Source organism: Rheinheimera sp. MMS21-TC3 (genome assembly GCF_032229285.1).
Taxonomy (GTDB): domain Bacteria; phylum Pseudomonadota; class Gammaproteobacteria; order Enterobacterales; family Alteromonadaceae; genus Alishewanella.
The window spans coordinates 515,961-535,880 of record NZ_CP135084.1; the positions used below are offsets into that span (position 1 = coordinate 515,961).

The window sequence follows — 19,920 nt, forward strand, 5'->3', positions numbered from 1 at the left end:
ATGTATTGCGTTATTCGTATAACGCAGTATAATGCGCGGCCAGTCTAGCTTTTTGACTGGTGCATTAAAGCTGCTTTTGGCTTCTTTAATGTCGACAGTGCTCCCGATTGGGGAGCAAACGTTACTTTGGTGCATAAGCATCTTCCATAATGGAGGTTGGCTTGTGTTTGTTTTTGCTCTTTTTGCTCTTTGAGGCTTTGATTTATGAGTAGTCAAAGGATTCGCATCCGTCTGAAAGCGTTCGATCACCGTTTGATCGATCAGTCAACAATGGAAATCGTTGACACAGCTAAGCGTACGGGCGCTCAGGTACGTGGTCCAATTCCACTTCCTACCCGCCAGGAACGTTTCACTATATTGATTTCACCTCACGTAAATAAAGATGCGCGTGATCAGTATGAAATCCGTACCCACAAGCGTTTAATCGACATTGTTGAACCAACAGAAAAAACTGTTGATGCTTTAATGCGTTTAGATTTGCCTGCTGGTGTTGACGTTCAAATCAGCCTGGGCTAATCAGCCAGGTTTATAGAGAGGTTTAGGATATGGCTATCGGTTTAGTCGGTCGTAAAGTGGGAATGACTCGCATCTTCACTGAAGACGGCGTTTCAATTCCAGTAACCGTAATCGAAGCGACACCAAACCGCGTTACTGCTGTTAAGACAGCAGAAACAGACGGTTACAGCGCACTGCAAGTGACGGCTGGTTCTGTGAAGGCTTCTCGCCTGAACAAGCCAGATGCTGGTCAGTTTGCTAAAGCTGGTGTGGACGCTGGTCGTGGTCTGTGGGAATTCCGCCTAGCAGATAACGAAGGTGCTGACATAGTTGTTGGCAACGAAATTACAGTTGAAATTTTCGCTGAAGCGAAAAAAGTTGATGTGTCTGGCACATCAAAAGGTAAGGGATTCCAAGGTGCTGTTAAGCGCTGGAATTTTAGTACCCAGGATGCTACGCACGGTAACTCTTTATCACATCGTGCACCAGGTTCTATTGGTCAAAACCAATCGCCAGGTAAAGTATTTAAAGGTAAAAAAATGGCTGGCCACATGGGTTCTGAGCGGGTAACTGTTCAGTCACTAGAAGTGGTTCGTGTAGACGCAGAGCGCAACATTCTGTTAGTAAAAGGCGCAGTGCCTGGTGCTATCGGTGGTGACGTGATCGTTAAACCAGCTGTAAAAAGCTAACGTCTGAGGAGATAAGTGATGGAATTAGCATTACGAGACGCTCAAGGCGTTCTTGAAGTTTCTGAAGCTACCTTTGGACGTGAGTTTAATGAAGCTTTAGTACACCAGGTCGTTGTTGCTTATGCAGCAGGTGCTCGTCAGGGTACTCGCGCACAGTTAACACGCTCTGAAGTACGCGGTGGCGGCAAGAAGCCATGGCGTCAAAAAGGTACTGGCCGCGCGCGTGCTGGTACAATCCGTAGCCCAATCTGGCGCGGAGGCGGTGTTACATTTGCGGCTAAGCCACAAGATCACAGCCAAAAAGTAAACCGTAAAATGTATCGTGGTGCGATCCAAAGCATCCTGTCTGAATTAGTACGTCAAGAGCGTTTAATTGTGGTGGAAGATTTCGCCGTTGAAACGCCAAAAACCAAAGAATTAACTGCAAAGTTAAAATCTATGGACTTAAAAGACGTATTAATTGTGACTAACGAAGTTGATGAGAACCTGTTCTTATCAGCACGCAACCTATATAAGGTTGACGTGCGTGACGTACACGGTATTGACCCGGTCAGCTTAATCGCCTTCGACAAAGTAGTAATGACTGCAGCAGCAGTTAAACAACTTGAGGAGCTGTTAGCATGATTCGCGAAGAACGTTTACTGAAAGTTATTCTAGCGCCACATGTATCTGAAAAGAGCACTGTGTCAGCTGAAAAACACAATACAGTCGTTTTCAAAGTTGCCACTACTGCGACTAAAGCTGACGTTAAAGCAGCAGTTGAAAAACTGTTCGAAACGGAAGTAGTTGGTGTACGTACTGTTAATGTTAAGGGTAAATCCAAGCGCACAGGTGCGCGTATGGGCAAACGTAGCGATTGGAAAAAAGCATACGTTACTCTTAAAGAAGGCAGCGAAATCGATTTCGTTGGCGGCGCTGAGTAAGAAGAGGAGTTAGGAAATGGCACTTTTAAAGTGTAAACCTACGTCACCAGGTCGTCGCCACGTTATTCAAGTGGTTAACCCAGACCTGCACAAAGGCAAGCCTTATGCACCTTTGTTAGAAAAGCTAGTTAAATCTGGTGGTCGTAATAATAACGGTCGCATCACTACCCGTCATATTGGTGGTGGTCATAAGCAACATTACCGTTTAGTAGACTTTAAACGTAACAAAGATGGCATACCAGCCAAAGTGGAACGTTTAGAATATGATCCGAACCGCACTGCAAACATCGCTTTGATGTTATATGCAGACGGTGAGCGTCGTTATATCCTTGCACCAAAGGGCTTGAAAGCGGGTGATACTTTGCATTCAGGTATTGATGCGCCAATTAAAGCAGGTAATGCTTTACCATTGCGCAACATTCCAGTTGGTCAAGTGGTACACAACATCGAGATGAAGCCTGGTAAAGGTGGTCAACTTGCTCGTTCAGCTGGTGCTTTTGCCCAGATCTTAGCGCGTGAAGGCCAGTACGTTACTCTGCGTTTACGCAGTGGTGAAGTACGTAAAGTATTATCTGATTGCCGTGCAACTATCGGTGAGATTGGTAACGCTGAACACATGCTTCGTCAATACGGTAAAGCGGGCGCTATGCGCTGGCGTGGTATTCGTCCTACCGTACGTGGTGTTGTAATGAATCCAGTGGATCACCCACACGGTGGTGGTGAAGGTAGAACATCTGGTGGTCGTCATCCAGTAACCCCTTGGGGCGTACCGACGAAGGGCTACAAGACTCGTTCAAACAAGCGTACTGATAAACTTATCGTACGTCGTCGTGATAAATAATTTGTGAGGAATTGCCATGCCACGTTCTCTCAAGAAAGGTCCCTTTATTGACCTTCACTTGCTGAAGAAGGTAGAGAAAGCGTTGGAAAGCGGAGACAAGAAGCCTATTAAGACTTGGAGCCGTCGTTCAATGATCATACCTGATATGATCGGTTTGACCATCGCTGTCCATAATGGTCGTCAACATGTACCAGTATTTGTCTCAGAAGAGATGGTTGGTCACAAGTTAGGTGAATTTGCACCTACTCGTACTTACCGTGGTCATACAGCCGACAAAAAGGCCAAGAAGCGCTAAGGGGTAAATGATGGAAGCATTAGCTAAACACAAATTTGCCCGTTCTTCTGCTCAAAAAGCGCGTTTGGTTGCAGACCAAGTGCGTGGATTGCCAGTTGATAAGGCGTTAAATATATTAACTTACAGCCCGAAAAAAGCTGCGGAGTTAGTTAAAAAGGTACTTTTATCAGCCATTGCTAACGCCGAGCACAACGAAGGCGCGGATATTGATACGTTGAAAGTGAAGACCATCTTTGTAGATGAAGCTCCTTCAATGAAGCGTATTATGCCTCGTGCTAAAGGTCGTGCTGATCGTATCGTTAAGCGTAATAGCCACATTACAGTGGTTGTAGCTGATAACTAGGAGATAGAAATGGGACAGAAAGTACATCCTAATGGTATTCGCCTAGGTATCACTAAGCCATGGAGCTCTACCTGGTTCGCGAATACGAAAGACTTCCCGGATTTCTTAAACGGTGACTTTAAAGTTCGTCAGTATCTGACTAAAGAACTTAAAGCTGCGTCAGTAAGCCGGATCGATATCGAGCGTCCAGCTAAGAGCATTCGTGTGACTATTCACACAGCTCGTCCAGGCGTGATTATCGGTAAGAAAGGCGAAGATGTTGAAAAAATCCGTAAGCAAGTAGCGGCAATTGCCGGTGTACCTGCACAGATCAACATTTCTGAAATACGTAAACCAGAGCTTGATGCTAAGTTAGTTGCAGATTCAATCTGTAGCCAATTAGAGCGTCGTGTTATGTTCCGTCGTGCTATGAAGCGTGCGGTACAAAACGCCATGCGTATTGGTGCTAAGGGTATTAAAGTTGAAGTAAGCGGCCGTTTAGGTGGCGCAGAAATCGCACGTACTGAATGGTACCGCGAAGGCCGAGTGCCACTGCACACTTTACGCGCAGACATTGATTACAATACTTCAGAAGCACTAACTACTTACGGTATCATTGGTGTTAAAGTTTGGATTTTCAAAGGTGAGATCTTAGGAGCTTTACCATTGAATGCAAACGCAAACAACGCCAACAATAATAACCAACCTAAAGCGCCGAGAAAACCGGCACGTAAGGCTAAGTAGGGGTATTGAGCGATGTTGCAACCAAAACGTACAAAATTTCGTAAAATGCACAAAGGTCGTAACCGTGGCATGTCCTTGGTTGGCGATAAAGTATCTTTTGGTACTTATGCATTGAAATCTGTAGAACGTGGTCAAATGACTTCACGTCAAATAGAAGCTGCACGACGTGCTATGACACGTGCTGTGAAGCGTGTTGGTAAAATCTGGATCCGTGTGTTCCCAGATAAACCAATCACTTCTAAGCCGTTAGAAGTACGTATGGGTAGTGGTAAAGGTGCTGTTGATCACTGGGTATGTCAGATTAAACCTGGCAAAGTCCTGTATGAAATGGACGGTGTGTCTGAAGAGTTAGCACGTCATGCATTTACATTAGCAGCGGCAAAGCTACCATTTAAGACAACCTTTGTAACGCGGACGGTGATGTGATGAAAGCCAGCGAATTAAAAACCAAAAGTGTTGAAGAGTTAAATGCTGAATTATTAAGCCTATTACGTGAGCAATTCAATTTGCGCATGCAATTAGCTACAGGTCAGCAAGCTCAAACGCATTTAATTAAGCAGGTGCGTCGCAGTATCGCGCGCGTTAAGACTATCTTAACCCAGAAGGCAGGTGCGTAATGACAGAAAAAAATATTCGTACACTGCAAGGTAAAGTAATCAGCGACAAAATGGATAAGTCTATTGTTGTTGCGATTGAACGTTCAGTGAAGCACCCAATTTATGGCAAATTCATGAAACGTACTACCAAGCTGCACGTACATGACGAAACAAATCAGTGTAAAGAAGGGGATGTAGTCACAGTACGTGAATGCCGTCCACTATCTAAGACTAAGTCTTGGACACTTGTTGAAGTCGTTGTAACAGCATCTTAAGTAATTAAGATACTTAAAACGGTTCCTTCAGGAACCGTTTTTTATTTTACGCTACCTTTTTCCTAAGAGTGCTGTTATAATCACGCGCCCTCTTTGTAAGAGGGTAGTTTTTAACAAAAAGCGTAGCCTGAAAGGGTTATTTAGTATAATAGCGGAGCACTAAGATGATCCAGATGCAATCTATGCTGGAAGTCGCAGACAACAGCGGCGCGCGCAGCGTAATGTGTATTAAGGTCTTAGGTGGTTCACATCGCCGTTATGCTGCAATTGGTGACGTCATCAAAATTACTGTTAAGGAAGCAATTCCGCGCGGTAAGGTTAAAAAAGGTGATGTACTAAATGCAGTGGTGGTGCGTACACGCAAAGGCGTACGCCGTCAAGACGGTTCTTTAATCCGTTTTGATCGCAATGCAGCAGTGTTGTTAAACAGCAAGCTGGAACCGATCGGCACACGTATTTTCGGGCCAGTTACTCGCGAACTTCGTGGCGACAAGTTTATGAAGATCGTGTCTTTGGCACCAGAAGTACTGTAAGGAGTCACCATGGCTAGTAAAATCCGTCGTGATGATGAGGTTGTTGTTCTTACTGGTAAGGACAAGGGTAAGCGCGGTAAAGTTACTAAAGTTTTAGTAGCCGAACAACGTGTTTATGTTTCCGGCGTTAACTTGGTTAAAAAGCATCAGAAGCCTGTACCGGCTCTGAACCAACCAGGTGGTATCGTTGAGAAAGAAGCCTCAATTCATGTTTCAAACGTAGCGATCTTTAACTCTAAAACGAGTAAAGCAGATCGTGTAGGTTTCCGCCTTGAAGACGGCAAAAAAGTCCGTTTCTTTAAGTCGAATAACGAAGTAATTTAATTGCTATTGGAGTAATACGATGGCGAAACTGCATGAAATTTATAAAGACACCGTAGTCCCAGAACTGTTTAAACAGTTTGGCTACACCAGCGTCATGCAAGTCCCTCGGATTGTAAAAATCACACTCAATATGGGTGTGGGTGAAGCAGTTGCTGATAAAAAAATCCTTGAACACGCGGTAGCTGATTTAACAGCTATCTCTGGCCAAAAGCCATTAGTGACCAAGGCACGTAAATCAGTAGCTGGTTTTAAAATCCGTGAAGGCTACCCTATTGGCGCAAAAGTGACCCTGCGTGGCGAACGTATGTGGGAATTCTTAGAACGTTTAGTTTCTATTGCTATTCCTCGTATTCGCGACTTCCGTGGTGTAAATCCAAAGTCATTTGATGGCCGTGGTAACTATAGTATGGGTGTACGTGAGCAAATCATTTTCCCAGAAGTCGATTATGACAAAGTAGATGCAGTACGTGGTTTAGATATCACTATTACAACTACAGCGCGTACCGATGACGAAGGACGTGCTTTACTTGCCGCGTTTAACTTCCCATTTAAGAAATAAGGTGTAGGGTCATGGCAAAACAATCAATGAAAGCACGTGAATTAAAGCGTGCACAACTGGTAGCCAAGTTCGCTGCAAAGCGTCATGAACTTAGGGATGCAATTGCGAATCCAGCGACTTCTGATGAAGACCGTTGGTCAGCAGTTCTTAAGTTACAGACGTTGCCGCGTGATTCAAGCCCTTCACGCCAACGTAATCGTTGTCGTGTAACAGGTCGTCCACACGGATATCTTCGTAAATTCGGCATGAGCCGGATCAAGATCCGTGAAGCGGCGATGCGCGGTGAAATTCCTGGCCTTCGTAAGGCTAGCTGGTAAGAATCACGGGAGTAACGAGCTATGAGTATGCAAGATCCAGTAGCAGATATGTTTACTCGCATCCGTAACGGCCAATCGGCTAATAAAGTTGCGGTTAAGATGCCATCTTCTAAGTTGAAGGTGTCTATTGCGAAAGTATTAAAAGACGAAGGTTACATCGCCGATTTCGCTGTAACTGGTGAAGTTAAACCAGAATTGGAAATTACTTTAAAGTATTTCCAAGGCAAATCAGTAATTGAAACTATCGATCGTGTTAGTCGTCCAAGCTTACGTATCTATAAGAGACGTGGTGAATTACCAAAAGTAATGGGTGGTTTAGGTGTAGCTATTGTATCTACTTCTAAAGGACTAATGACGGACCGTGCCGCGCGCAAGGTTGGAATCGGTGGCGAAATTATCGGCTACGTAGCGTAACGGAGGTAGTAATCTATGTCTCGTATTGCTAAAGCCCCAGTCACTATTCCTGCTGGCGTAACTTTTACGCAAAACGGCCAGGAAGTGTCTGTAAAGGGCAAAAACGGCGAGTTAACATTAACTGTTAACCCAGCTGTTGAAATTGTCGTAGAAGAGGGTGTGTTACGCACTGTTCCTCGCGAAAATTTCGTAGATGCTGATGCGCAAGCGGGTACTGCCCGTTCATTAATCAACAACCTGATCACAGGCGTTAATGAAGGTTTCTCTCAGAAACTTGAATTAAACGGTGTTGGTTACCGTGCAAAAGCAGAAGGCAAAGTATTAAACCTGAGCCTTGGTTTTTCTCACCCAGTCGTGTTTGATATTCCTGAAGGAATTACTATCGACACGCCTAGCCAAACTGAAGTTTTGGTTAAAGGTGCAGACAAGCAGTTAGTAGGTCAGGTTGCCGCTAACATCCGGGCATTCCGCAAACCAGAGCCATATAAAGGCAAAGGTGTGCGCTATGCAAATGAAAACGTGCGTCGTAAAGAAGCGAAGAAAAAGTAAGGTAGGACGATGGATAAGAAACTTGCTCGTCTGCGTCGTGCCAAACGCACTCGCAGAAATATTATCGAACAAGGTGCGAATCGCTTGGTTGTACACCGTACACCACGTCACATCTATGCTCAGCTTATCGCACCAAATGCTGAAGTGATTGCTGCTGCTTCTACTTTAGATGCATCAGTTAAAGAGTCACTTAAGTACTCTGGTAACGTTGATGCTGCTAAAGCTGTAGGTAAAGCGGTTGCCGAACGTGCACTAGCTAAAGGTGTTACTGCTTGTGCTTTTGACCGCAGTGGTTTTCAGTATCATGGTCGTGTACAGGCTTTAGCTGACGCGGCGCGTGAAGCCGGTCTTCAGTTCTAGGAGTAGCTAATGGCTAACGAAGAAGCTAAACAACAATCTGATTTACAAGAAAAGCTTGTTGCAGTAAACCGCGTGTCTAAAGTAGTAAAAGGTGGACGTATATTCTCGTTCACTGCTTTAACAGTGGTTGGTGACGGTAATGGTCGCGTTGGTTTTGGTTATGGTAAAGCACGTGAAGTTCCAGCTGCTATTCAAAAAGCAATGGAAAAAGCACGTCGCAACATGACCCAAGTTGAGTTAAATGGTAGCACTTTGCATCACCCAGTTAAGGGTGTGCACTCTGGCTCGAATGTATATATGCAGCCTGCTGCTGAAGGTACAGGCTTAATCGCCGGTGGTGCAATGCGCGCCGTACTTGAAGTTGCTGGTGTACATCACATTCTTTCTAAGTGTTATGGTTCAACTAACCCAATCAACGTAGTTCGCGCTACTATCAATGCGTTGGCGTCTGTTAAGTCGCCTTCACAAATAGCAGCAAAACGCGGTCTACGCGTTGATGACATTCTGGGGTAATTTGCCATGGCTAAGAAAACAATTAAAGTAACCCAACTGAAGTCTAGCATCGGTCGTTTACCGAAGCATAAGGCTACTATCAAAGGGTTAGGATTACGCCGTATCGGTCATACTGTTGAATTAGAAGATACACCTTCAGTTCGCGGTATGGTTAATGCTGTGTTTTACATGGTTAAAGTGGAGGAGTAACAGATGCTATTAAATACTATTGCTCCGGCACCTGGGTCAAAGAAAGATAAGCGCCGTGTCGGCCGAGGAATCGGTTCAGGCTTAGGTAAAACTGCTGGTCGTGGTCACAAAGGTTTGAAATCACGCTCTGGTGGTAAAGTGCGTCCAGGTTTCGAAGGCGGTCAAATGCCATTGAAACAGCGCTTACCTAAGTTCGGCTTTACTTCGCAAAAGTCATTAGTGACTGCTGAAGTTAGGTTGCACGAACTTGCTGCTGTGAAAGGTGATGTAGTTGATTTAGCAAGTCTAAAAGAAGCTAACATTCTTTCTCGCAACATTAAGTTTGCTAAAGTAGTCCTGTCTGGTGAGATTTCTCGTCCAGTAACCGTAAAAGGTTTAGGCGCTACTAAAGGCGCGCGTGCAGCTATTGAAGCCGCTGGCGGTAAAGTCGAAGAATAATAAGGATAGTACGCGATGGCAAAACCAGGTTCGGACTCAAAAAGTACAAAAGGCAGCTTCAGTGAGTTAAAAGCACGTCTATTATTTGTACTTATGGCTATAGTCGTATTTCGACTAGGCTCCTTTGTGCCAATTCCTGGAATTGACGCCGCCGTGCTGGCCCAGTTATTTGAGCAGCAAAAAGGTACCATCGTTGAAATGTTTAACATGTTCAGCGGTGGTGCACTTGAACGTGCATCAGTATTTGCGTTGGGCATTATGCCCTACATCTCGGCTTCTATTATTGTGCAACTGTTATCGGTGGTTCATCCGACTTTAGCAGAGCTTAAAAAAGAAGGTGAGGCTGGAAAGCGTAAAATTAACCAAATGACACGTTACGGTACCTTAGGACTTGCTACCTTACAGGCAATTGGTATAGCTACAGGCTTACCAAATATGATGCCAGGGTTAGTTATTAATCCAGGCTTTGCATTTTATTTCACAGCAGTAATAAGTTTAGTTACTGGCACCATGTTTTTAATGTGGTTAGGTGAGCAAATTACAGAGCGCGGCATTGGTAATGGTATCTCGTTACTAATTTTTACCGGTATTGTTGCGGGCTTCCCGTCTGCCATTGGTCAGACGATAGAGCAGGCACGTCAGGGCGATTTGCACTTCTTATTGTTGGTAGCAATCGGTGTAATTGTAATTTCAATAACGTGGTTTGTAGTGTTCTTTGAGCGCGGTCAACGTCGTATTGTAGTTAATTATGCTAAGCGTCAGCAAGGCCGTCAGGTGTTTGCTGCCCAAAGTAGCCATTTACCTTTAAAGGTTAATATGGCTGGTGTAATACCACCGATATTTGCATCCAGCATTATTTTGTTCCCTGGTACCATAGCCAGTTGGTTTGGTTCAGGTGAAGGCATGCTGGCTAATTTCTTACAGGAATTAGCATTAACATTATCTCCGGGACAACCGTTGTATATGATGTTATACTCAGCCGCTATTATTTTCTTTTGTTTCTTCTATACTGCGTTGGTATTTAATCCGCGTGATACAGCAGATAATTTAAAGAAATCTGGCGCTTTCATCCCAGGTATTCGTCCGGGTGAACAGACTTCAAAATACATTGATAAAGTAATGACTCGGTTAACCCTAGCGGGTGCATTGTACATTACCTTTATCTGTTTAGTACCTGAGTTTATGATGGTAGCATGGGACGTTCAGTTCTACTTTGGCGGGACATCTTTATTGATTATCGTTGTTGTTATCATGGACTTTATGGCACAGGTTCAGACTCATTTGATGTCTCATCAATATGATTCTGTGCTTAAAAAGGCAAATCTTAAAGGCTATGGCCGTTAAGATACTTTCGGAGTTTAAGTTATGAAAGTAAGAGCTTCCGTTAAGAAGATCTGCCGTAACTGTAAAGTGATCAAACGTCACAGCGTTGTTCGCGTAATTTGCAGTGAGCCGAAGCATAAACAGCGCCAAGGCTAATAGCAGAAAATAATAAAACGGGTTGAGCTGAAAAGTTTAACCCGGTTATTGTTTGCATTATAAGCGCAATTTGAGTATCCTTACGGGCTTTTCAAATTGACACATTTAAATTTCATTATAGGAGAACGTTAGTGGCCCGTATCGCTGGCATTAACATCCCCGATAATAAACATGCGGTCATCTCATTGACTTATGTTTATGGTATCGGTAAAACCCGCGCTAAAAGTATTTTAGCTGCAGTGGGTATCGAAGAAAGTATGAAAATTGCTGCGTTAACAGACGCACAGTTAGATACGCTTCGTGACGAAGTTGCTAAGTACACCGTTGAAGGTGACTTGCGCCGTGAAACTACGTTAAATATTAAACGTTTGATGGACTTAGGTTGCTACCGTGGTTTACGCCACCGTCGTAGTTTACCTGTTCGTGGTCAGCGCACTAAAACAAATGCGCGTACCCGTAAAGGCCCACGCAAAGCGATTAGGAAATAGGACGGAGTATAAGACATGGCAAAAGCACCAGTTCGTACTCGTAAACGGGTAAAAAAGCAAATATCTGACGGTATGGCTCATATCCATGCTTCTTTTAATAACACCATAGTGACGATTACTGATCGTCAAGGTAATGCATTATGCTGGGCAACAGCAGGTGGTTCAGGTTTCCGTGGTTCACGTAAATCTACACCTTTCGCTGCTCAGGTTGCTGCAGAACGCGCAGGTACTGCCGCGTTAGAATATGGTGTTAAAAACCTTGAAGTGTTTGTGAATGGCCCAGGCCCAGGCCGCGAATCAGCGATTCGTGCTCTTAACGGCGTTGGCTACAAAATCACAAATATCACCGACGTGACGCCTATCCCTCATAACGGATGTCGTCCACCTAAAAAACGTCGCGTGTAATTACAGCGCTTCACGGATTATTGGAGAAAGAAGATGGCAAGATATTTGGGTCCGAAGCTCAAACTTAGTCGTCGCGAAGGTACAGATCTGTTCCTGAAAAGCGGCGTAAGAGCAATTGATTCCAAGTGTAATTTAACCACAGCCCCTGGCCAACATGGTGCTCGTCGCGCTCGTTTGTCAGACTATGGTTTACAATTACGCGAGAAACAAAAAGTACGTCGTATGTATGGCGTATTAGAGAAGCAGTTCCGTAACTATTATAAGGAAGCTGCTCGTTTGAAAGGTAATACAGGTGAAAACTTGTTAGTGTTATTAGAGTCTCGTCTTGATAACGTAGTATACCGTATGGGTCTAGCTAGCACGCGTGCTGAAGCACGTCAGTTAGTAAGCCACAAGTCGATCATGTTAAATGGTCGCGTGGTAAACGTTCCATCACATGCTGTATTGCCTGAACAAGTTGTTTCTGTACGTGAAAAAGCGAAAAAGCAAGCCCGTATTGGTGCTGCGCTAGAAATCGCTGGTCAACGTGAGAAGCCAACTTGGATCGAAGTTGATAATACTAAGCTTGAAGGCGTGTTTAAACGTCAACCAGAGCGTTCAGATTTGTCAGCTGACATCAACGAACAGTTAATCGTCGAGCTTTACTCTAAGTAAAGCTAAATGTTAAGAGAGGGTACAATGCAGGGTTCTGTCACCGAATTCCTTAAGCCGAGATTAGTTGGTATCGAAAAAATCAACCCAACTCGAGCCAAAGTTACTTTGGAACCACTAGAGCGCGGTTTCGGGCATACCTTGGGCAACGCGTTACGTCGCATTCTATTGTCATCTATGCCTGGTTGCGCAGTGACTGAAGTAGAAATTGACGGCGTGCTCCATGAGTACAGCGCCAAAGAGGGTGTCCAAGAAGATATTATAGATATCTTATTGAACCTGAAAGGCCTTGCCGTTCGCCTGGAAGACAAAGATGAAGTATTGCTGACTTTGACGAAAAAAGGTGCTGGCCCTGTAGTTGCTGGAGATATCCAGCATGACGACGGTGTGGTTATCACCAATCCTGAGCACGTAATTTGCAACCTTACTGGTGATACTGAATTCAGTATGCGCATTAAAGTTGAACGTGGTCGTGGTTATGTTCCTGCATCAGCGCGTTTGTCCTCTGAAGATGACGAGCGTCCTATTGGTCGTCTGTTACTTGACGCGTCATTCAGCCCAGTTGAGCGTATAGCCTATACTGTTGAAGCCGCGCGTGTTGAACAGCGTACCGACTTGGATAAACTGATTATCGATATGGAAACTAATGGCACAGTAGAGCCAGAAGAAGCCATCCGCCGTGCAGCAACGATTCTAGCCGAACAGTTAGAATTCTTCGTCGAGTTGCGCGATAAGAGCGAGCCGGAAAAACGCGAAGAGAAACCGGAGTTTGATCCGATTCTGTTACGTCCGGTCGATGATTTAGAATTAACAGTTCGCTCTGCTAACTGCTTAAAAGCAGAGCAGATACAGTACATTGGTGATCTGGTTCAACGTACCGAAGTAGAGTTATTGAAAACACCTAACTTAGGTAAAAAGTCACTTACCGAAATCAAAGACGTGTTGGCATCGCGCGGGTTATCACTAGGCATGCGCTTAGAAAACTGGCCGCCAGCGAGTTTGGTAAATAAAGACTAATCAGGCATCAGTTTCTGGTTTAGTGAGAAGGAATAGATCATGCGCCATCGTAAGAGTGGTCGTCAATTAAATCGGAACAGCAGCCACCGTACGGCAATGTTCCGCAATATGGCAAGTTCGTTGGTGAAGCACGAAATCATCAAAACGACCGTGCCTAAAGCTAAAGAGTTACGCCGTGTGATCGAGCCATTGATCACTTTGGCAAAAAATGACAGCGTTGCAAATCGCCGTTTAGCTTTTGCCCGTACTCGTGATAAAGAAGTAGTTGGTTTGTTATTTAATGTTTTAGGTCCGCGTTACAACGCGCGTCCAGGTGGTTACACTCGTATTATGAAGTGTGGCTTCCGTACAGGTGATAACGCACCTATGGCTTATATCGAATTAGTCGATCGTCCAGAAGTGGACGCACTGCCAGTTGAAGAAACTGCTGCAGAATAAGCATATAACTAATAAAAAAGCCGGTTAATAACCGGCTTTTTTTTACGCCTTTTTATAGCTAATAGTTTTCCTCTTTAATATTGATTGCTAGATTACTCTTCTATATTACTTCTCATTTTCTGTTGATCGTAAATAACTACTATTACTTAGCATTATCGATTTTTGAAGAAGTTTGAAAATAGATTTTAATAGAGGGGTTGTGGCTAAACATCATCTGTTTGACAATTAGCTTACTAAATTAAGCATAGTGGCAGCTGAAGTATCCACTTTTTATCTGTTTTACGGTTTATTAAGCACAATATGTGCACTTATAGCTATTAGTGACAATTAGAATAGTGTTCAAGCTGTCACAACTGCTGGCTAAACAATCAATTTATCGATTATTTAGCCACATTGATTAAAAAACACGCTGTCGATCAACTTTATGCAAAATAGATCTTGATCGTTATGGTTTGATCTCTATAATGCGCAACACACAGACGGCGGCAAGCGAAAGCAGCCAAAGTCTAACTGAAGCGAAAGCTTCGCGTTTATTTAAAAGTAAACGCACGCTCTTTAACAATTCGCAATCAATCATCTGTGTGAGCACTTATGATGGCATTTCACAAAAATGAAATACATCGGTTGAGTGACTACACATAGAAATATGTTTTAAGTCAGTACAATTGAGCAGCTACTTAGGTAGCAGAAAGAACTTTAATAGAAGAGTTTGATCATGGCTCAGATTGAACGCTGGCGGCAGGCCTAACACATGCAAGTCGAGCGGTAACATGCCTTCGGGTGATGACGAGCGGCGGACGGGTGAGTAATGCGTAGGGAACTGCCAAGCAGAGGGGGATACCAGTTGGAAACGACTGTTAATACCGCATAACGTCTACGGACCAAAGAATGGGACCTTCGGGCCATTCGCTGTTTGATGTACCTACGTGAGATTAGCTAGTTGGTGAGGTAATGGCTCACCAAGGCGACGATCTCTAGCTGGTTTGAGAGGATGATCAGCCACACTGGGACTGAGACACGGCCCAGACTCCTACGGGAGGCAGCAGTGGGGAATATTGGACAATGGGCGCAAGCCTGATCCAGCCATGCCGCGTGTGTGAAGAAGGCCTTCGGGTTGTAAAGCACTTTCAGCGAGGAGGAAGGGGTAAGTGTTAATAGCGCTTATTTTTGACGTTACTCGCAGAAGAAGCACCGGCTAACTTCGTGCCAGCAGCCGCGGTAATACGAGGGGTGCAAGCGTTAATCGGAATTACTGGGCGTAAAGCGTACGTAGGCGGTTAATTAAGTTGGATGTGAAAGCCCCGGGCTCAACCTGGGAATTGCATTCAAAACTGGTTGGCTAGAGTATGTGAGAGGGGGGTAGAATTCCAAGTGTAGCGGTGAAATGCGTAGAGATTTGGAGGAATACCAGTGGCGAAGGCGGCCCCCTGGCACAATACTGACGCTGAGGTACGAAAGCGTGGGGAGCAAACAGGATTAGATACCCTGGTAGTCCACGCCGTAAACGATGTCTACTAGCTGTTCGCGGTCTTGTACTGTGAGTAGCGCAGCTAACGCACTAAGTAGACCGCCTGGGGAGTACGGTCGCAAGATTAAAACTCAAATGAATTGACGGGGGCCCGCACAAGCGGTGGAGCATGTGGTTTAATTCGACGCAACGCGAAGAACCTTACCTACTCTTGACATCTAGCGAAGATTGTAGAGATACGATTGTGCCTTCGGGAACGCTAAGACAGGTGCTGCATGGCTGTCGTCAGCTCGTGTTGTGAAATGTTGGGTTAAGTCCCGCAACGAGCGCAACCCTTATCCTTAGTTGCCAGCACGTAATGGTGGGAACTCTAGGGAGACTGCCGGTGATAAACCGGAGGAAGGTGGGGACGACGTCAAGTCATCATGGCCCTTACGAGTAGGGCTACACACGTGCTACAATGGTATGTACAGAGGGAGGCAAGCTGGCGACAGTGAGCGGATCTCATAAAGCATATCGTAGTCCGGATCGCAGTCTGCAACTCGACTGCGTGAAGTAGGAATCGCTAGTAATCGTGGATCAGAATGCCACGGTGAATACGTTCCCGGGCCTTGTACACACCGCCCGTCACACCATGGGAGTGGGTTGCAAAAGAAGTAGATAGCTTAACCTTCGGGAGGGCGTTTACCACTTTGTGATTCATGACTGGGGTGAAGTCGTAACAAGGTAACCCTAGGGGAACCTGGGGTTGGATCACCTCCTTACCTTAAGTGAAATAAAGTTATAAGTGTTCACACACATGATTGATTGCAGAGATAGAGCAAATAAAGTTCTTGCGACGGATATTTGTTTTTAGGCGAGTTATACGCCGAGCGAGTGAAGGAGTTGACACTAGGTCAATGACTGAGCGAGTAAGAAAGTATAGCGAAGTGTAAAATCAAATAGACCAGCAAACGGGTCTGTAGCTCAGGTGGTTAGAGCGCACCCCTGATAAGGGTGAGGTCGGTAGTTCGAGTCTACTCAGACCCACCAAATTCACTTTATGCGTCGTTGCAGCAAGCCTCACATACGAAAGTATGCTTCGGTTCACTGCGCCTAGCCTAAACTGAATTTACGATTATCAATAACACTTATTACAAAGGTTTTTGTGTTAGGCGAGATATACGACGAGTAAGAGAAAGAGTTGGCTAGTGCCAATGACTGAACGAGCGAGGAAGTATAGCGAAGCATAACGCAAAAAGATGAAGTAAGAAGAGGGGTTATAGCTCAGCTGGGAGAGCGCCTGCCTTGCACGCAGGAGGTCAGCGGTTCGATCCCGCTTAACTCCACCAACACCTTTTATGCGTTGTTGCAGCGAACCTCACATACCTAAGTATGCTTCGGTTCACCGCGCCTAGCCTAAAAGTCGTTGGTTAGACTGATAATGATTGCTCTAAAAATTCAAATATAAGCACTTAACAAGCTTAAGTTTTTATATTTGAGTTTAATCTCAAACTGCTCTTTAACAATTTGGCAAGCTGAAAGTAAAAAGAAACAAGCTAAGCAACCGCTTCTTTATAAGAAGTGAGTGTGACGCAAGACACACTGTATAATACTCAAGACATCTTGGGGTTGTATGGTTAAGTGAATAAGCGTACACGGTGGATGCCTTGGCAGTCAGAGGCGATGAAGGACGTGTTAATCTGCGAAAAGCTTAGGTAAGGTGATAAAAACCGTTATAGCCTAAGATATCCGAATGGGGAAACCCAGTGCATTTATGCACTATCGTTACATGAATACATAGTGTAACGAGGCGAACCGGGAGAACTGAAACATCTAAGTACCCCGAGGAAAAGAAATCAACCGAGATTCCGTCAGTAGCGGCGAGCGAACGCGGACTAGCCCTTAAGCTAGCTAGGTGTTAGTGGAATACGTTGGAAAGCGTAGCGATACAGGGTGATAGCCCCGTACACGACAATACCTTTTTAGTGAAAACGAGTAAGACGGGACACGTGATATCCTGTTTGAACATGGGGGGACCATCCTCCAAGGCTAAATACTCCTGACTGACCGATAGTGAACCAGTACCGTGAGGGAAAGGCGAAAAGAACCCCTGTAAGGGGAGTGAAATAGAACCTGAAACCGTGTACGTACAAGCAGTGGGAGCCCCTTCGTGGGGTGACTGCGTACCTTTTGTATAATGGGTCAGCGACTTACATTTTGTAGCAAGGTTAACCGAATAGGGGAGCCGTAGGGAAACCGAGTCTTAACTGGGCGATAAGTTGCAGGGTGTAGACCCGAAACCGGGCGATCTACCCATGAGCAGGTTGAAGGTTGGGTAACACTAACTGGAGGACCGAACCCACTAATGTTGAAAAATTAGGGGATGACTTGTGGGTCGGAGTGAAAGGCTAATCAAGCTCGGAGATATCTGGTTCTCCTCGAAAGCTATTTAGGTAGCGCCTCGAGCGAATACCATTGGGGGTAGAGCACTGTTTGGGCTAGGGGGTCATCCCGACTTACCAACCCCATGCAAACTCCGAATACCAATGAGTACTACTCGGGAGACACACGGCGGGTGCTAACGTCCGTCGTGGAAAGGGAAACAACCCAGACCGCCAGCTAAGGTCCCAAAGTAATGATTAAGTGGAAAACGATGTGGGAAGGCATAGACAGCTAGGAGGTTGGCTTAGAAGCAGCCATCCTTTAAAGAAAGCGTAATAGCTCACTAGTCGAGTCGGCCTGCGCGGAAGATGTAACGGGGCTAAATCATTCACCGAAGCTGCGGACTTGTGCTTGCACAAGTGGTAGAGGAGCGTTCTGTAAGCGGTTGAAGGTGTACCGGGAGGTATGCTGGACGTATCAGAAGTGCGAATGCTGACATGAGTAACGATAAGGGGAGTGAAAAACTTCCCCGCCGAAAGACCAAGGGTTCCTATCCCATGTTAATCAGGGTAGGGTGAGTCGACCCCTAAGGCGAGGCTGAGAAGCGTAGTCGATGGGAAACGGGTTAATATTCCCGTACCGACCAATACTGCGATGGGGTGACGGAGAAAGCTAGGCAGGCGCGGCGTTGGTAGTCCGCGTGAAAGTAAGTAGGCTGAGAAACTAGGCAAATCCGGTTTCTTAAGGCTGAGATACGAGACGAGTGTCCAAGGACACGAAGCTGTTGATGCTATGCTTCCAGGAAAAACCTCTAAGCTTCAGGTATTGGTGATCGTACCCTAAACCGACACAGGTGGTCAGGTAGAGCATACCAAGGCGCTTGAGAGAACTCTGCTGAAGGAACTAGGCAAAATAGTACCGTAACTTCGGGAGAAGGTACGCTCTGGTGTGTTAAGGACTTGCTCCGTAAGCATACTAGAGTCGCAGTGACCAGCTGGCTGCAACTGTTTATTAAAAACACAGCACTCTGCAAACTCGTAAGAGGACGTATAGGGTGTGACACCTGCCCGGTGCCGGAAGGTTAATTGATGGGGTTAGCGCAAGCGAAGCTCTTGATCGAAGCCCCGGTAAACGGCGGCCGTAACTATAACGGTCCTAAGGTAGCGAAATTCCTTGTCGGGTAAGTTCCGACCTGCACGAATGGTGTAATGATGGCCAGGCTGTCTCCAGCAGAGACTCAGTGAAATTGAAATTGCGGTGAAGATGCCGTATACCCGCGGCTAGACGGAAAGACCCCGTGAACCTTTACTATAGCTTGGCACTGAACATTGACCCTACATGTGTAGGATAGGTGGGAGACTTTGAAGCTGGAACGCTAGTTCTAGTGGAGTCGTCCTTGAAATACCACCCTTGTATGTTTGATGTTCTAACGTTGGCCCCTAATCGGGGTCGTGGACAGTGCCTGGTGGGTAGTTTGACTGGGGCGGTCTCCTCCTAAAGCGTAACGGAGGAGCACGAAGGTTGGCTAAGTACGGTCGGACATCGTACGGTTAGTGTAATGGTAGAAGCCAGCTTAACTGCGAGACAGACACGTCGAGCAGGTACGAAAGTAGGTCATAGTGATCCGGTGGTTCTGTATGGAAGGGCCATCGCTCAACGGATAAAAGGTACTCCGGGGATAACAGGCTGATACCGCCCAAGAGTTCATATCGACGGCGGTGTTTGGCACCTCGATGTCGACTCATCACATCCTGGGGCTGAAGTCGGTCCCAAGGGTATGGCTGTTCGCCATTTAAAGTGGTACGCGAGTTGGGTTTAGAACGTCGTGAGACAGTTCGGTCCCTATCTGCCGTGGGCGTTGGATGATTGAGTGGAGTTGCTCCTAGTACGAGAGGACCGGAGTGAACGAACCGCTGGTGTTCGGGTTGTCATGCCAATGGCACTGCCCGGTAGCTACGTTCGGAACGAATAAGCGCTGAAAGCATCTAAGCGCGAAGTCGGCCACGAGATGAGTCATCCCTCAGACTTAGAGTCTGCTAAAGGGTCGTTGAAGACCACAACGTTGATAGGTCAGGTGTGGAAGCGCAGCGATGTGTTAAGCTAACTGATACTAATTGCCCGTGTGGCTTAACCATACAACGCCCAAGCTGTTTTGACGCCAGAGCGCGTGAAAGAAGTGTTATAGTGTGTCGAATTACCTAAGCTTGCTGAATTATTGGAATAGAGTTTTATCA

Annotated in this window: 28 protein-coding genes, 2 tRNA genes and 2 rRNA genes; all 32 read left to right on the forward strand. The window is 45.6% G+C overall.

The window, feature by feature from the left end:
- Nucleotides 1–204: 204 nt before the first annotated feature.
- On the forward strand, nt 205–516 hold the full coding sequence (rpsJ, locus tag RDV63_RS02670; RefSeq protein WP_070047717.1) for a 30S ribosomal protein S10: 312 nt from the start codon (nt 205–207) through the stop codon (nt 514–516).
- A gap of 29 nt (nt 517–545) precedes the next feature.
- Nucleotides 546–1,184 (forward strand): 50S ribosomal protein L3, encoded by a 639-nt coding sequence (rplC, locus tag RDV63_RS02675; RefSeq protein ID WP_313907968.1) that lies wholly within the window; start codon nt 546–548, stop codon nt 1,182–1,184.
- An 18-nt stretch (nt 1,185–1,202) separates the two neighbouring features.
- Nucleotides 1,203–1,808: a 50S ribosomal protein L4 gene (gene rplD / locus RDV63_RS02680; RefSeq protein WP_070047715.1), complete on the forward strand. Its 606-nt coding sequence runs from the start codon at nt 1,203–1,205 to the stop codon at nt 1,806–1,808.
- Nucleotides 1,808–2,107: a 50S ribosomal protein L23 gene (rplW, locus tag RDV63_RS02685; RefSeq protein ID WP_405047950.1), complete on the forward strand. Its 300-nt coding sequence runs from the start codon at nt 1,808–1,810 to the stop codon at nt 2,105–2,107. The genes rplD and rplW overlap by 1 nt, the downstream gene beginning before the upstream one ends.
- Before the next feature lie 16 nt (nt 2,108–2,123).
- Nucleotides 2,124–2,948: a 50S ribosomal protein L2 gene (gene rplB / locus RDV63_RS02690; protein WP_313907969.1), complete on the forward strand. Its 825-nt coding sequence runs from the start codon at nt 2,124–2,126 to the stop codon at nt 2,946–2,948.
- Between the two features lie 16 nt (nt 2,949–2,964).
- Nucleotides 2,965–3,243, forward strand: coding sequence for a 30S ribosomal protein S19 (gene rpsS / locus RDV63_RS02695; RefSeq protein ID WP_070047712.1), 279 nt, complete (start codon nt 2,965–2,967; stop codon nt 3,241–3,243).
- 10 nt (nt 3,244–3,253) lie between these two features.
- Complete coding sequence (rplV, locus tag RDV63_RS02700; RefSeq protein WP_313907970.1) at nt 3,254–3,586, forward strand: 50S ribosomal protein L22; 333 nt, start codon at nt 3,254–3,256, stop codon at nt 3,584–3,586.
- A 9-nt stretch (nt 3,587–3,595) separates the two neighbouring features.
- Nucleotides 3,596–4,309, forward strand: coding sequence for a 30S ribosomal protein S3 (gene rpsC / locus RDV63_RS02705; protein WP_313907971.1), 714 nt, complete (start codon nt 3,596–3,598; stop codon nt 4,307–4,309).
- Between the two features lie 12 nt (nt 4,310–4,321).
- Entirely contained in the window at nt 4,322–4,735 is a 414-nt protein-coding gene (gene rplP / locus RDV63_RS02710; RefSeq protein WP_313907972.1) for a 50S ribosomal protein L16, read from the forward strand.
- Nucleotides 4,735–4,926 carry a 50S ribosomal protein L29 gene (rpmC, locus tag RDV63_RS02715; protein WP_313907973.1) on the forward strand — a complete coding sequence of 64 codons (192 nt, stop codon included), beginning with the start codon at nt 4,735–4,737 and terminating at the stop codon, nt 4,924–4,926. The genes rplP and rpmC overlap by 1 nt, the downstream gene beginning before the upstream one ends.
- Nucleotides 4,926–5,180: a 30S ribosomal protein S17 gene (rpsQ, locus tag RDV63_RS02720; RefSeq protein ID WP_313907974.1), complete on the forward strand. Its 255-nt coding sequence runs from the start codon at nt 4,926–4,928 to the stop codon at nt 5,178–5,180. The genes rpmC and rpsQ overlap by 1 nt, the downstream gene beginning before the upstream one ends.
- A gap of 164 nt (nt 5,181–5,344) precedes the next feature.
- On the forward strand, nt 5,345–5,713 hold the full coding sequence (gene rplN, locus RDV63_RS02725) for a 50S ribosomal protein L14 (RefSeq protein WP_070047706.1): 369 nt from the start codon (nt 5,345–5,347) through the stop codon (nt 5,711–5,713).
- 9 nt (nt 5,714–5,722) lie between these two features.
- On the forward strand, nt 5,723–6,037 hold the full coding sequence (rplX, locus tag RDV63_RS02730) for a 50S ribosomal protein L24 (RefSeq protein WP_313907975.1): 315 nt from the start codon (nt 5,723–5,725) through the stop codon (nt 6,035–6,037).
- Between the two features lie 19 nt (nt 6,038–6,056).
- Nucleotides 6,057–6,596 carry a 50S ribosomal protein L5 gene (gene rplE / locus RDV63_RS02735; RefSeq protein WP_313907976.1) on the forward strand — a complete coding sequence of 180 codons (540 nt, stop codon included), beginning with the start codon at nt 6,057–6,059 and terminating at the stop codon, nt 6,594–6,596.
- A gap of 11 nt (nt 6,597–6,607) precedes the next feature.
- Nucleotides 6,608–6,913 (forward strand): 30S ribosomal protein S14, encoded by a 306-nt coding sequence (gene rpsN / locus RDV63_RS02740; protein ID WP_313907977.1) that lies wholly within the window; start codon nt 6,608–6,610, stop codon nt 6,911–6,913.
- Nucleotides 6,914–6,934: 21 nt separating this feature from the next.
- Nucleotides 6,935–7,327, forward strand: coding sequence for a 30S ribosomal protein S8 (gene rpsH / locus RDV63_RS02745; protein WP_313907978.1), 393 nt, complete (start codon nt 6,935–6,937; stop codon nt 7,325–7,327).
- Nucleotides 7,328–7,342: 15 nt separating this feature from the next.
- Nucleotides 7,343–7,876: a 50S ribosomal protein L6 gene (gene rplF, locus RDV63_RS02750; protein ID WP_313907979.1), complete on the forward strand. Its 534-nt coding sequence runs from the start codon at nt 7,343–7,345 to the stop codon at nt 7,874–7,876.
- 9 nt (nt 7,877–7,885) lie between these two features.
- The gene (rplR, locus tag RDV63_RS02755) at nt 7,886–8,236 is read left to right on the forward strand and encodes a 50S ribosomal protein L18 (RefSeq protein WP_313907980.1); all 351 of its coding nucleotides are present in this window, start codon (nt 7,886–7,888) and stop codon (nt 8,234–8,236) included.
- Between the two features lie 9 nt (nt 8,237–8,245).
- The gene (gene rpsE / locus RDV63_RS02760; RefSeq protein WP_070047699.1) at nt 8,246–8,749 is read left to right on the forward strand and encodes a 30S ribosomal protein S5; all 504 of its coding nucleotides are present in this window, start codon (nt 8,246–8,248) and stop codon (nt 8,747–8,749) included.
- A 6-nt stretch (nt 8,750–8,755) separates the two neighbouring features.
- The gene (rpmD, locus tag RDV63_RS02765; protein ID WP_313907981.1) at nt 8,756–8,938 is read left to right on the forward strand and encodes a 50S ribosomal protein L30; all 183 of its coding nucleotides are present in this window, start codon (nt 8,756–8,758) and stop codon (nt 8,936–8,938) included.
- Nucleotides 8,939–8,941: 3 nt separating this feature from the next.
- Entirely contained in the window at nt 8,942–9,376 is a 435-nt protein-coding gene (gene rplO / locus RDV63_RS02770; protein WP_313907982.1) for a 50S ribosomal protein L15, read from the forward strand.
- 15 nt (nt 9,377–9,391) lie between these two features.
- On the forward strand, nt 9,392–10,720 hold the full coding sequence (secY, locus tag RDV63_RS02775) for a preprotein translocase subunit SecY (protein ID WP_313907983.1): 1,329 nt from the start codon (nt 9,392–9,394) through the stop codon (nt 10,718–10,720).
- Nucleotides 10,721–10,741: 21 nt separating this feature from the next.
- Nucleotides 10,742–10,855 carry a 50S ribosomal protein L36 gene (gene rpmJ / locus RDV63_RS02780; RefSeq protein ID WP_313907984.1) on the forward strand — a complete coding sequence of 38 codons (114 nt, stop codon included), beginning with the start codon at nt 10,742–10,744 and terminating at the stop codon, nt 10,853–10,855.
- 131 nt (nt 10,856–10,986) lie between these two features.
- Complete coding sequence (gene rpsM, locus RDV63_RS02785; RefSeq protein ID WP_313907985.1) at nt 10,987–11,343, forward strand: 30S ribosomal protein S13; 357 nt, start codon at nt 10,987–10,989, stop codon at nt 11,341–11,343.
- A gap of 15 nt (nt 11,344–11,358) precedes the next feature.
- Nucleotides 11,359–11,748, forward strand: a complete 390-nt coding sequence (gene rpsK / locus RDV63_RS02790; protein WP_313907986.1) for a 30S ribosomal protein S11 — start codon at nt 11,359–11,361, stop codon at nt 11,746–11,748.
- Between the two features lie 33 nt (nt 11,749–11,781).
- On the forward strand, nt 11,782–12,402 hold the full coding sequence (gene rpsD / locus RDV63_RS02795; RefSeq protein ID WP_313907987.1) for a 30S ribosomal protein S4: 621 nt from the start codon (nt 11,782–11,784) through the stop codon (nt 12,400–12,402).
- Nucleotides 12,403–12,426: 24 nt separating this feature from the next.
- The gene (locus tag RDV63_RS02800; RefSeq protein WP_313907988.1) at nt 12,427–13,416 is read left to right on the forward strand and encodes a DNA-directed RNA polymerase subunit alpha; all 990 of its coding nucleotides are present in this window, start codon (nt 12,427–12,429) and stop codon (nt 13,414–13,416) included.
- Nucleotides 13,417–13,455: 39 nt separating this feature from the next.
- The gene (rplQ, locus tag RDV63_RS02805; RefSeq protein WP_313907989.1) at nt 13,456–13,854 is read left to right on the forward strand and encodes a 50S ribosomal protein L17; all 399 of its coding nucleotides are present in this window, start codon (nt 13,456–13,458) and stop codon (nt 13,852–13,854) included.
- Nucleotides 13,855–14,551: 697 nt separating this feature from the next.
- Nucleotides 14,552–16,086, forward strand: a 16S ribosomal RNA gene (locus RDV63_RS02810).
- Between the two features lie 191 nt (nt 16,087–16,277).
- Nucleotides 16,278–16,354: transfer RNA gene (locus RDV63_RS02815), tRNA-Ile, on the forward strand.
- Nucleotides 16,355–16,577: 223 nt separating this feature from the next.
- Nucleotides 16,578–16,653, forward strand: a tRNA-Ala gene (locus RDV63_RS02820).
- Between the two features lie 286 nt (nt 16,654–16,939).
- Nucleotides 16,940–19,821 (forward strand): 23S ribosomal RNA (locus RDV63_RS02825).
- Together the 16S and 23S rRNA genes with 2 tRNA genes alongside form the textbook arrangement of a ribosomal RNA operon.
- Nucleotides 19,822–19,920 lie beyond the last annotated feature (99 nt).

Coding starts and splice junctions, on each gene's coding strand:
- rpsS (WP_070047712.1), top strand. CDS start 2,965: ATGCCACGTTCTCTCAAGAAAGGTCCCTTTATTGACCTTCACTTGCTG.
- rplD (WP_070047715.1), top strand. CDS start 1,203: ATGGAATTAGCATTACGAGACGCTCAAGGCGTTCTTGAAGTTTCTGAA.
- rplF (WP_313907979.1), top strand. CDS start 7,343: ATGTCTCGTATTGCTAAAGCCCCAGTCACTATTCCTGCTGGCGTAACT.
- rpmD (WP_313907981.1), top strand. CDS start 8,756: ATGGCTAAGAAAACAATTAAAGTAACCCAACTGAAGTCTAGCATCGGT.
- rplV (WP_313907970.1), top strand. CDS start 3,254: ATGGAAGCATTAGCTAAACACAAATTTGCCCGTTCTTCTGCTCAAAAA.
- rpsN (WP_313907977.1), top strand. CDS start 6,608: ATGGCAAAACAATCAATGAAAGCACGTGAATTAAAGCGTGCACAACTG.
- rplQ (WP_313907989.1), top strand. CDS start 13,456: ATGCGCCATCGTAAGAGTGGTCGTCAATTAAATCGGAACAGCAGCCAC.
- rpsQ (WP_313907974.1), top strand. CDS start 4,926: ATGACAGAAAAAAATATTCGTACACTGCAAGGTAAAGTAATCAGCGAC.
- RDV63_RS02800 (WP_313907988.1), top strand. CDS start 12,427: ATGCAGGGTTCTGTCACCGAATTCCTTAAGCCGAGATTAGTTGGTATC.
- rpsK (WP_313907986.1), top strand. CDS start 11,359: ATGGCAAAAGCACCAGTTCGTACTCGTAAACGGGTAAAAAAGCAAATA.
- rplP (WP_313907972.1), top strand. CDS start 4,322: ATGTTGCAACCAAAACGTACAAAATTTCGTAAAATGCACAAAGGTCGT.
- rpmC (WP_313907973.1), top strand. CDS start 4,735: ATGAAAGCCAGCGAATTAAAAACCAAAAGTGTTGAAGAGTTAAATGCT.
- rplB (WP_313907969.1), top strand. CDS start 2,124: ATGGCACTTTTAAAGTGTAAACCTACGTCACCAGGTCGTCGCCACGTT.
- rpsE (WP_070047699.1), top strand. CDS start 8,246: ATGGCTAACGAAGAAGCTAAACAACAATCTGATTTACAAGAAAAGCTT.
- rplE (WP_313907976.1), top strand. CDS start 6,057: ATGGCGAAACTGCATGAAATTTATAAAGACACCGTAGTCCCAGAACTG.
- rpmJ (WP_313907984.1), top strand. CDS start 10,742: ATGAAAGTAAGAGCTTCCGTTAAGAAGATCTGCCGTAACTGTAAAGTG.
- rpsC (WP_313907971.1), top strand. CDS start 3,596: ATGGGACAGAAAGTACATCCTAATGGTATTCGCCTAGGTATCACTAAG.
- secY (WP_313907983.1), top strand. CDS start 9,392: ATGGCAAAACCAGGTTCGGACTCAAAAAGTACAAAAGGCAGCTTCAGT.
- rplO (WP_313907982.1), top strand. CDS start 8,942: ATGCTATTAAATACTATTGCTCCGGCACCTGGGTCAAAGAAAGATAAG.
- rpsD (WP_313907987.1), top strand. CDS start 11,782: ATGGCAAGATATTTGGGTCCGAAGCTCAAACTTAGTCGTCGCGAAGGT.
- rpsJ (WP_070047717.1), top strand. CDS start 205: ATGAGTAGTCAAAGGATTCGCATCCGTCTGAAAGCGTTCGATCACCGT.
- rplR (WP_313907980.1), top strand. CDS start 7,886: ATGGATAAGAAACTTGCTCGTCTGCGTCGTGCCAAACGCACTCGCAGA.
- rplC (WP_313907968.1), top strand. CDS start 546: ATGGCTATCGGTTTAGTCGGTCGTAAAGTGGGAATGACTCGCATCTTC.
- rplN (WP_070047706.1), top strand. CDS start 5,345: ATGATCCAGATGCAATCTATGCTGGAAGTCGCAGACAACAGCGGCGCG.
- rpsH (WP_313907978.1), top strand. CDS start 6,935: ATGAGTATGCAAGATCCAGTAGCAGATATGTTTACTCGCATCCGTAAC.
- rplX (WP_313907975.1), top strand. CDS start 5,723: ATGGCTAGTAAAATCCGTCGTGATGATGAGGTTGTTGTTCTTACTGGT.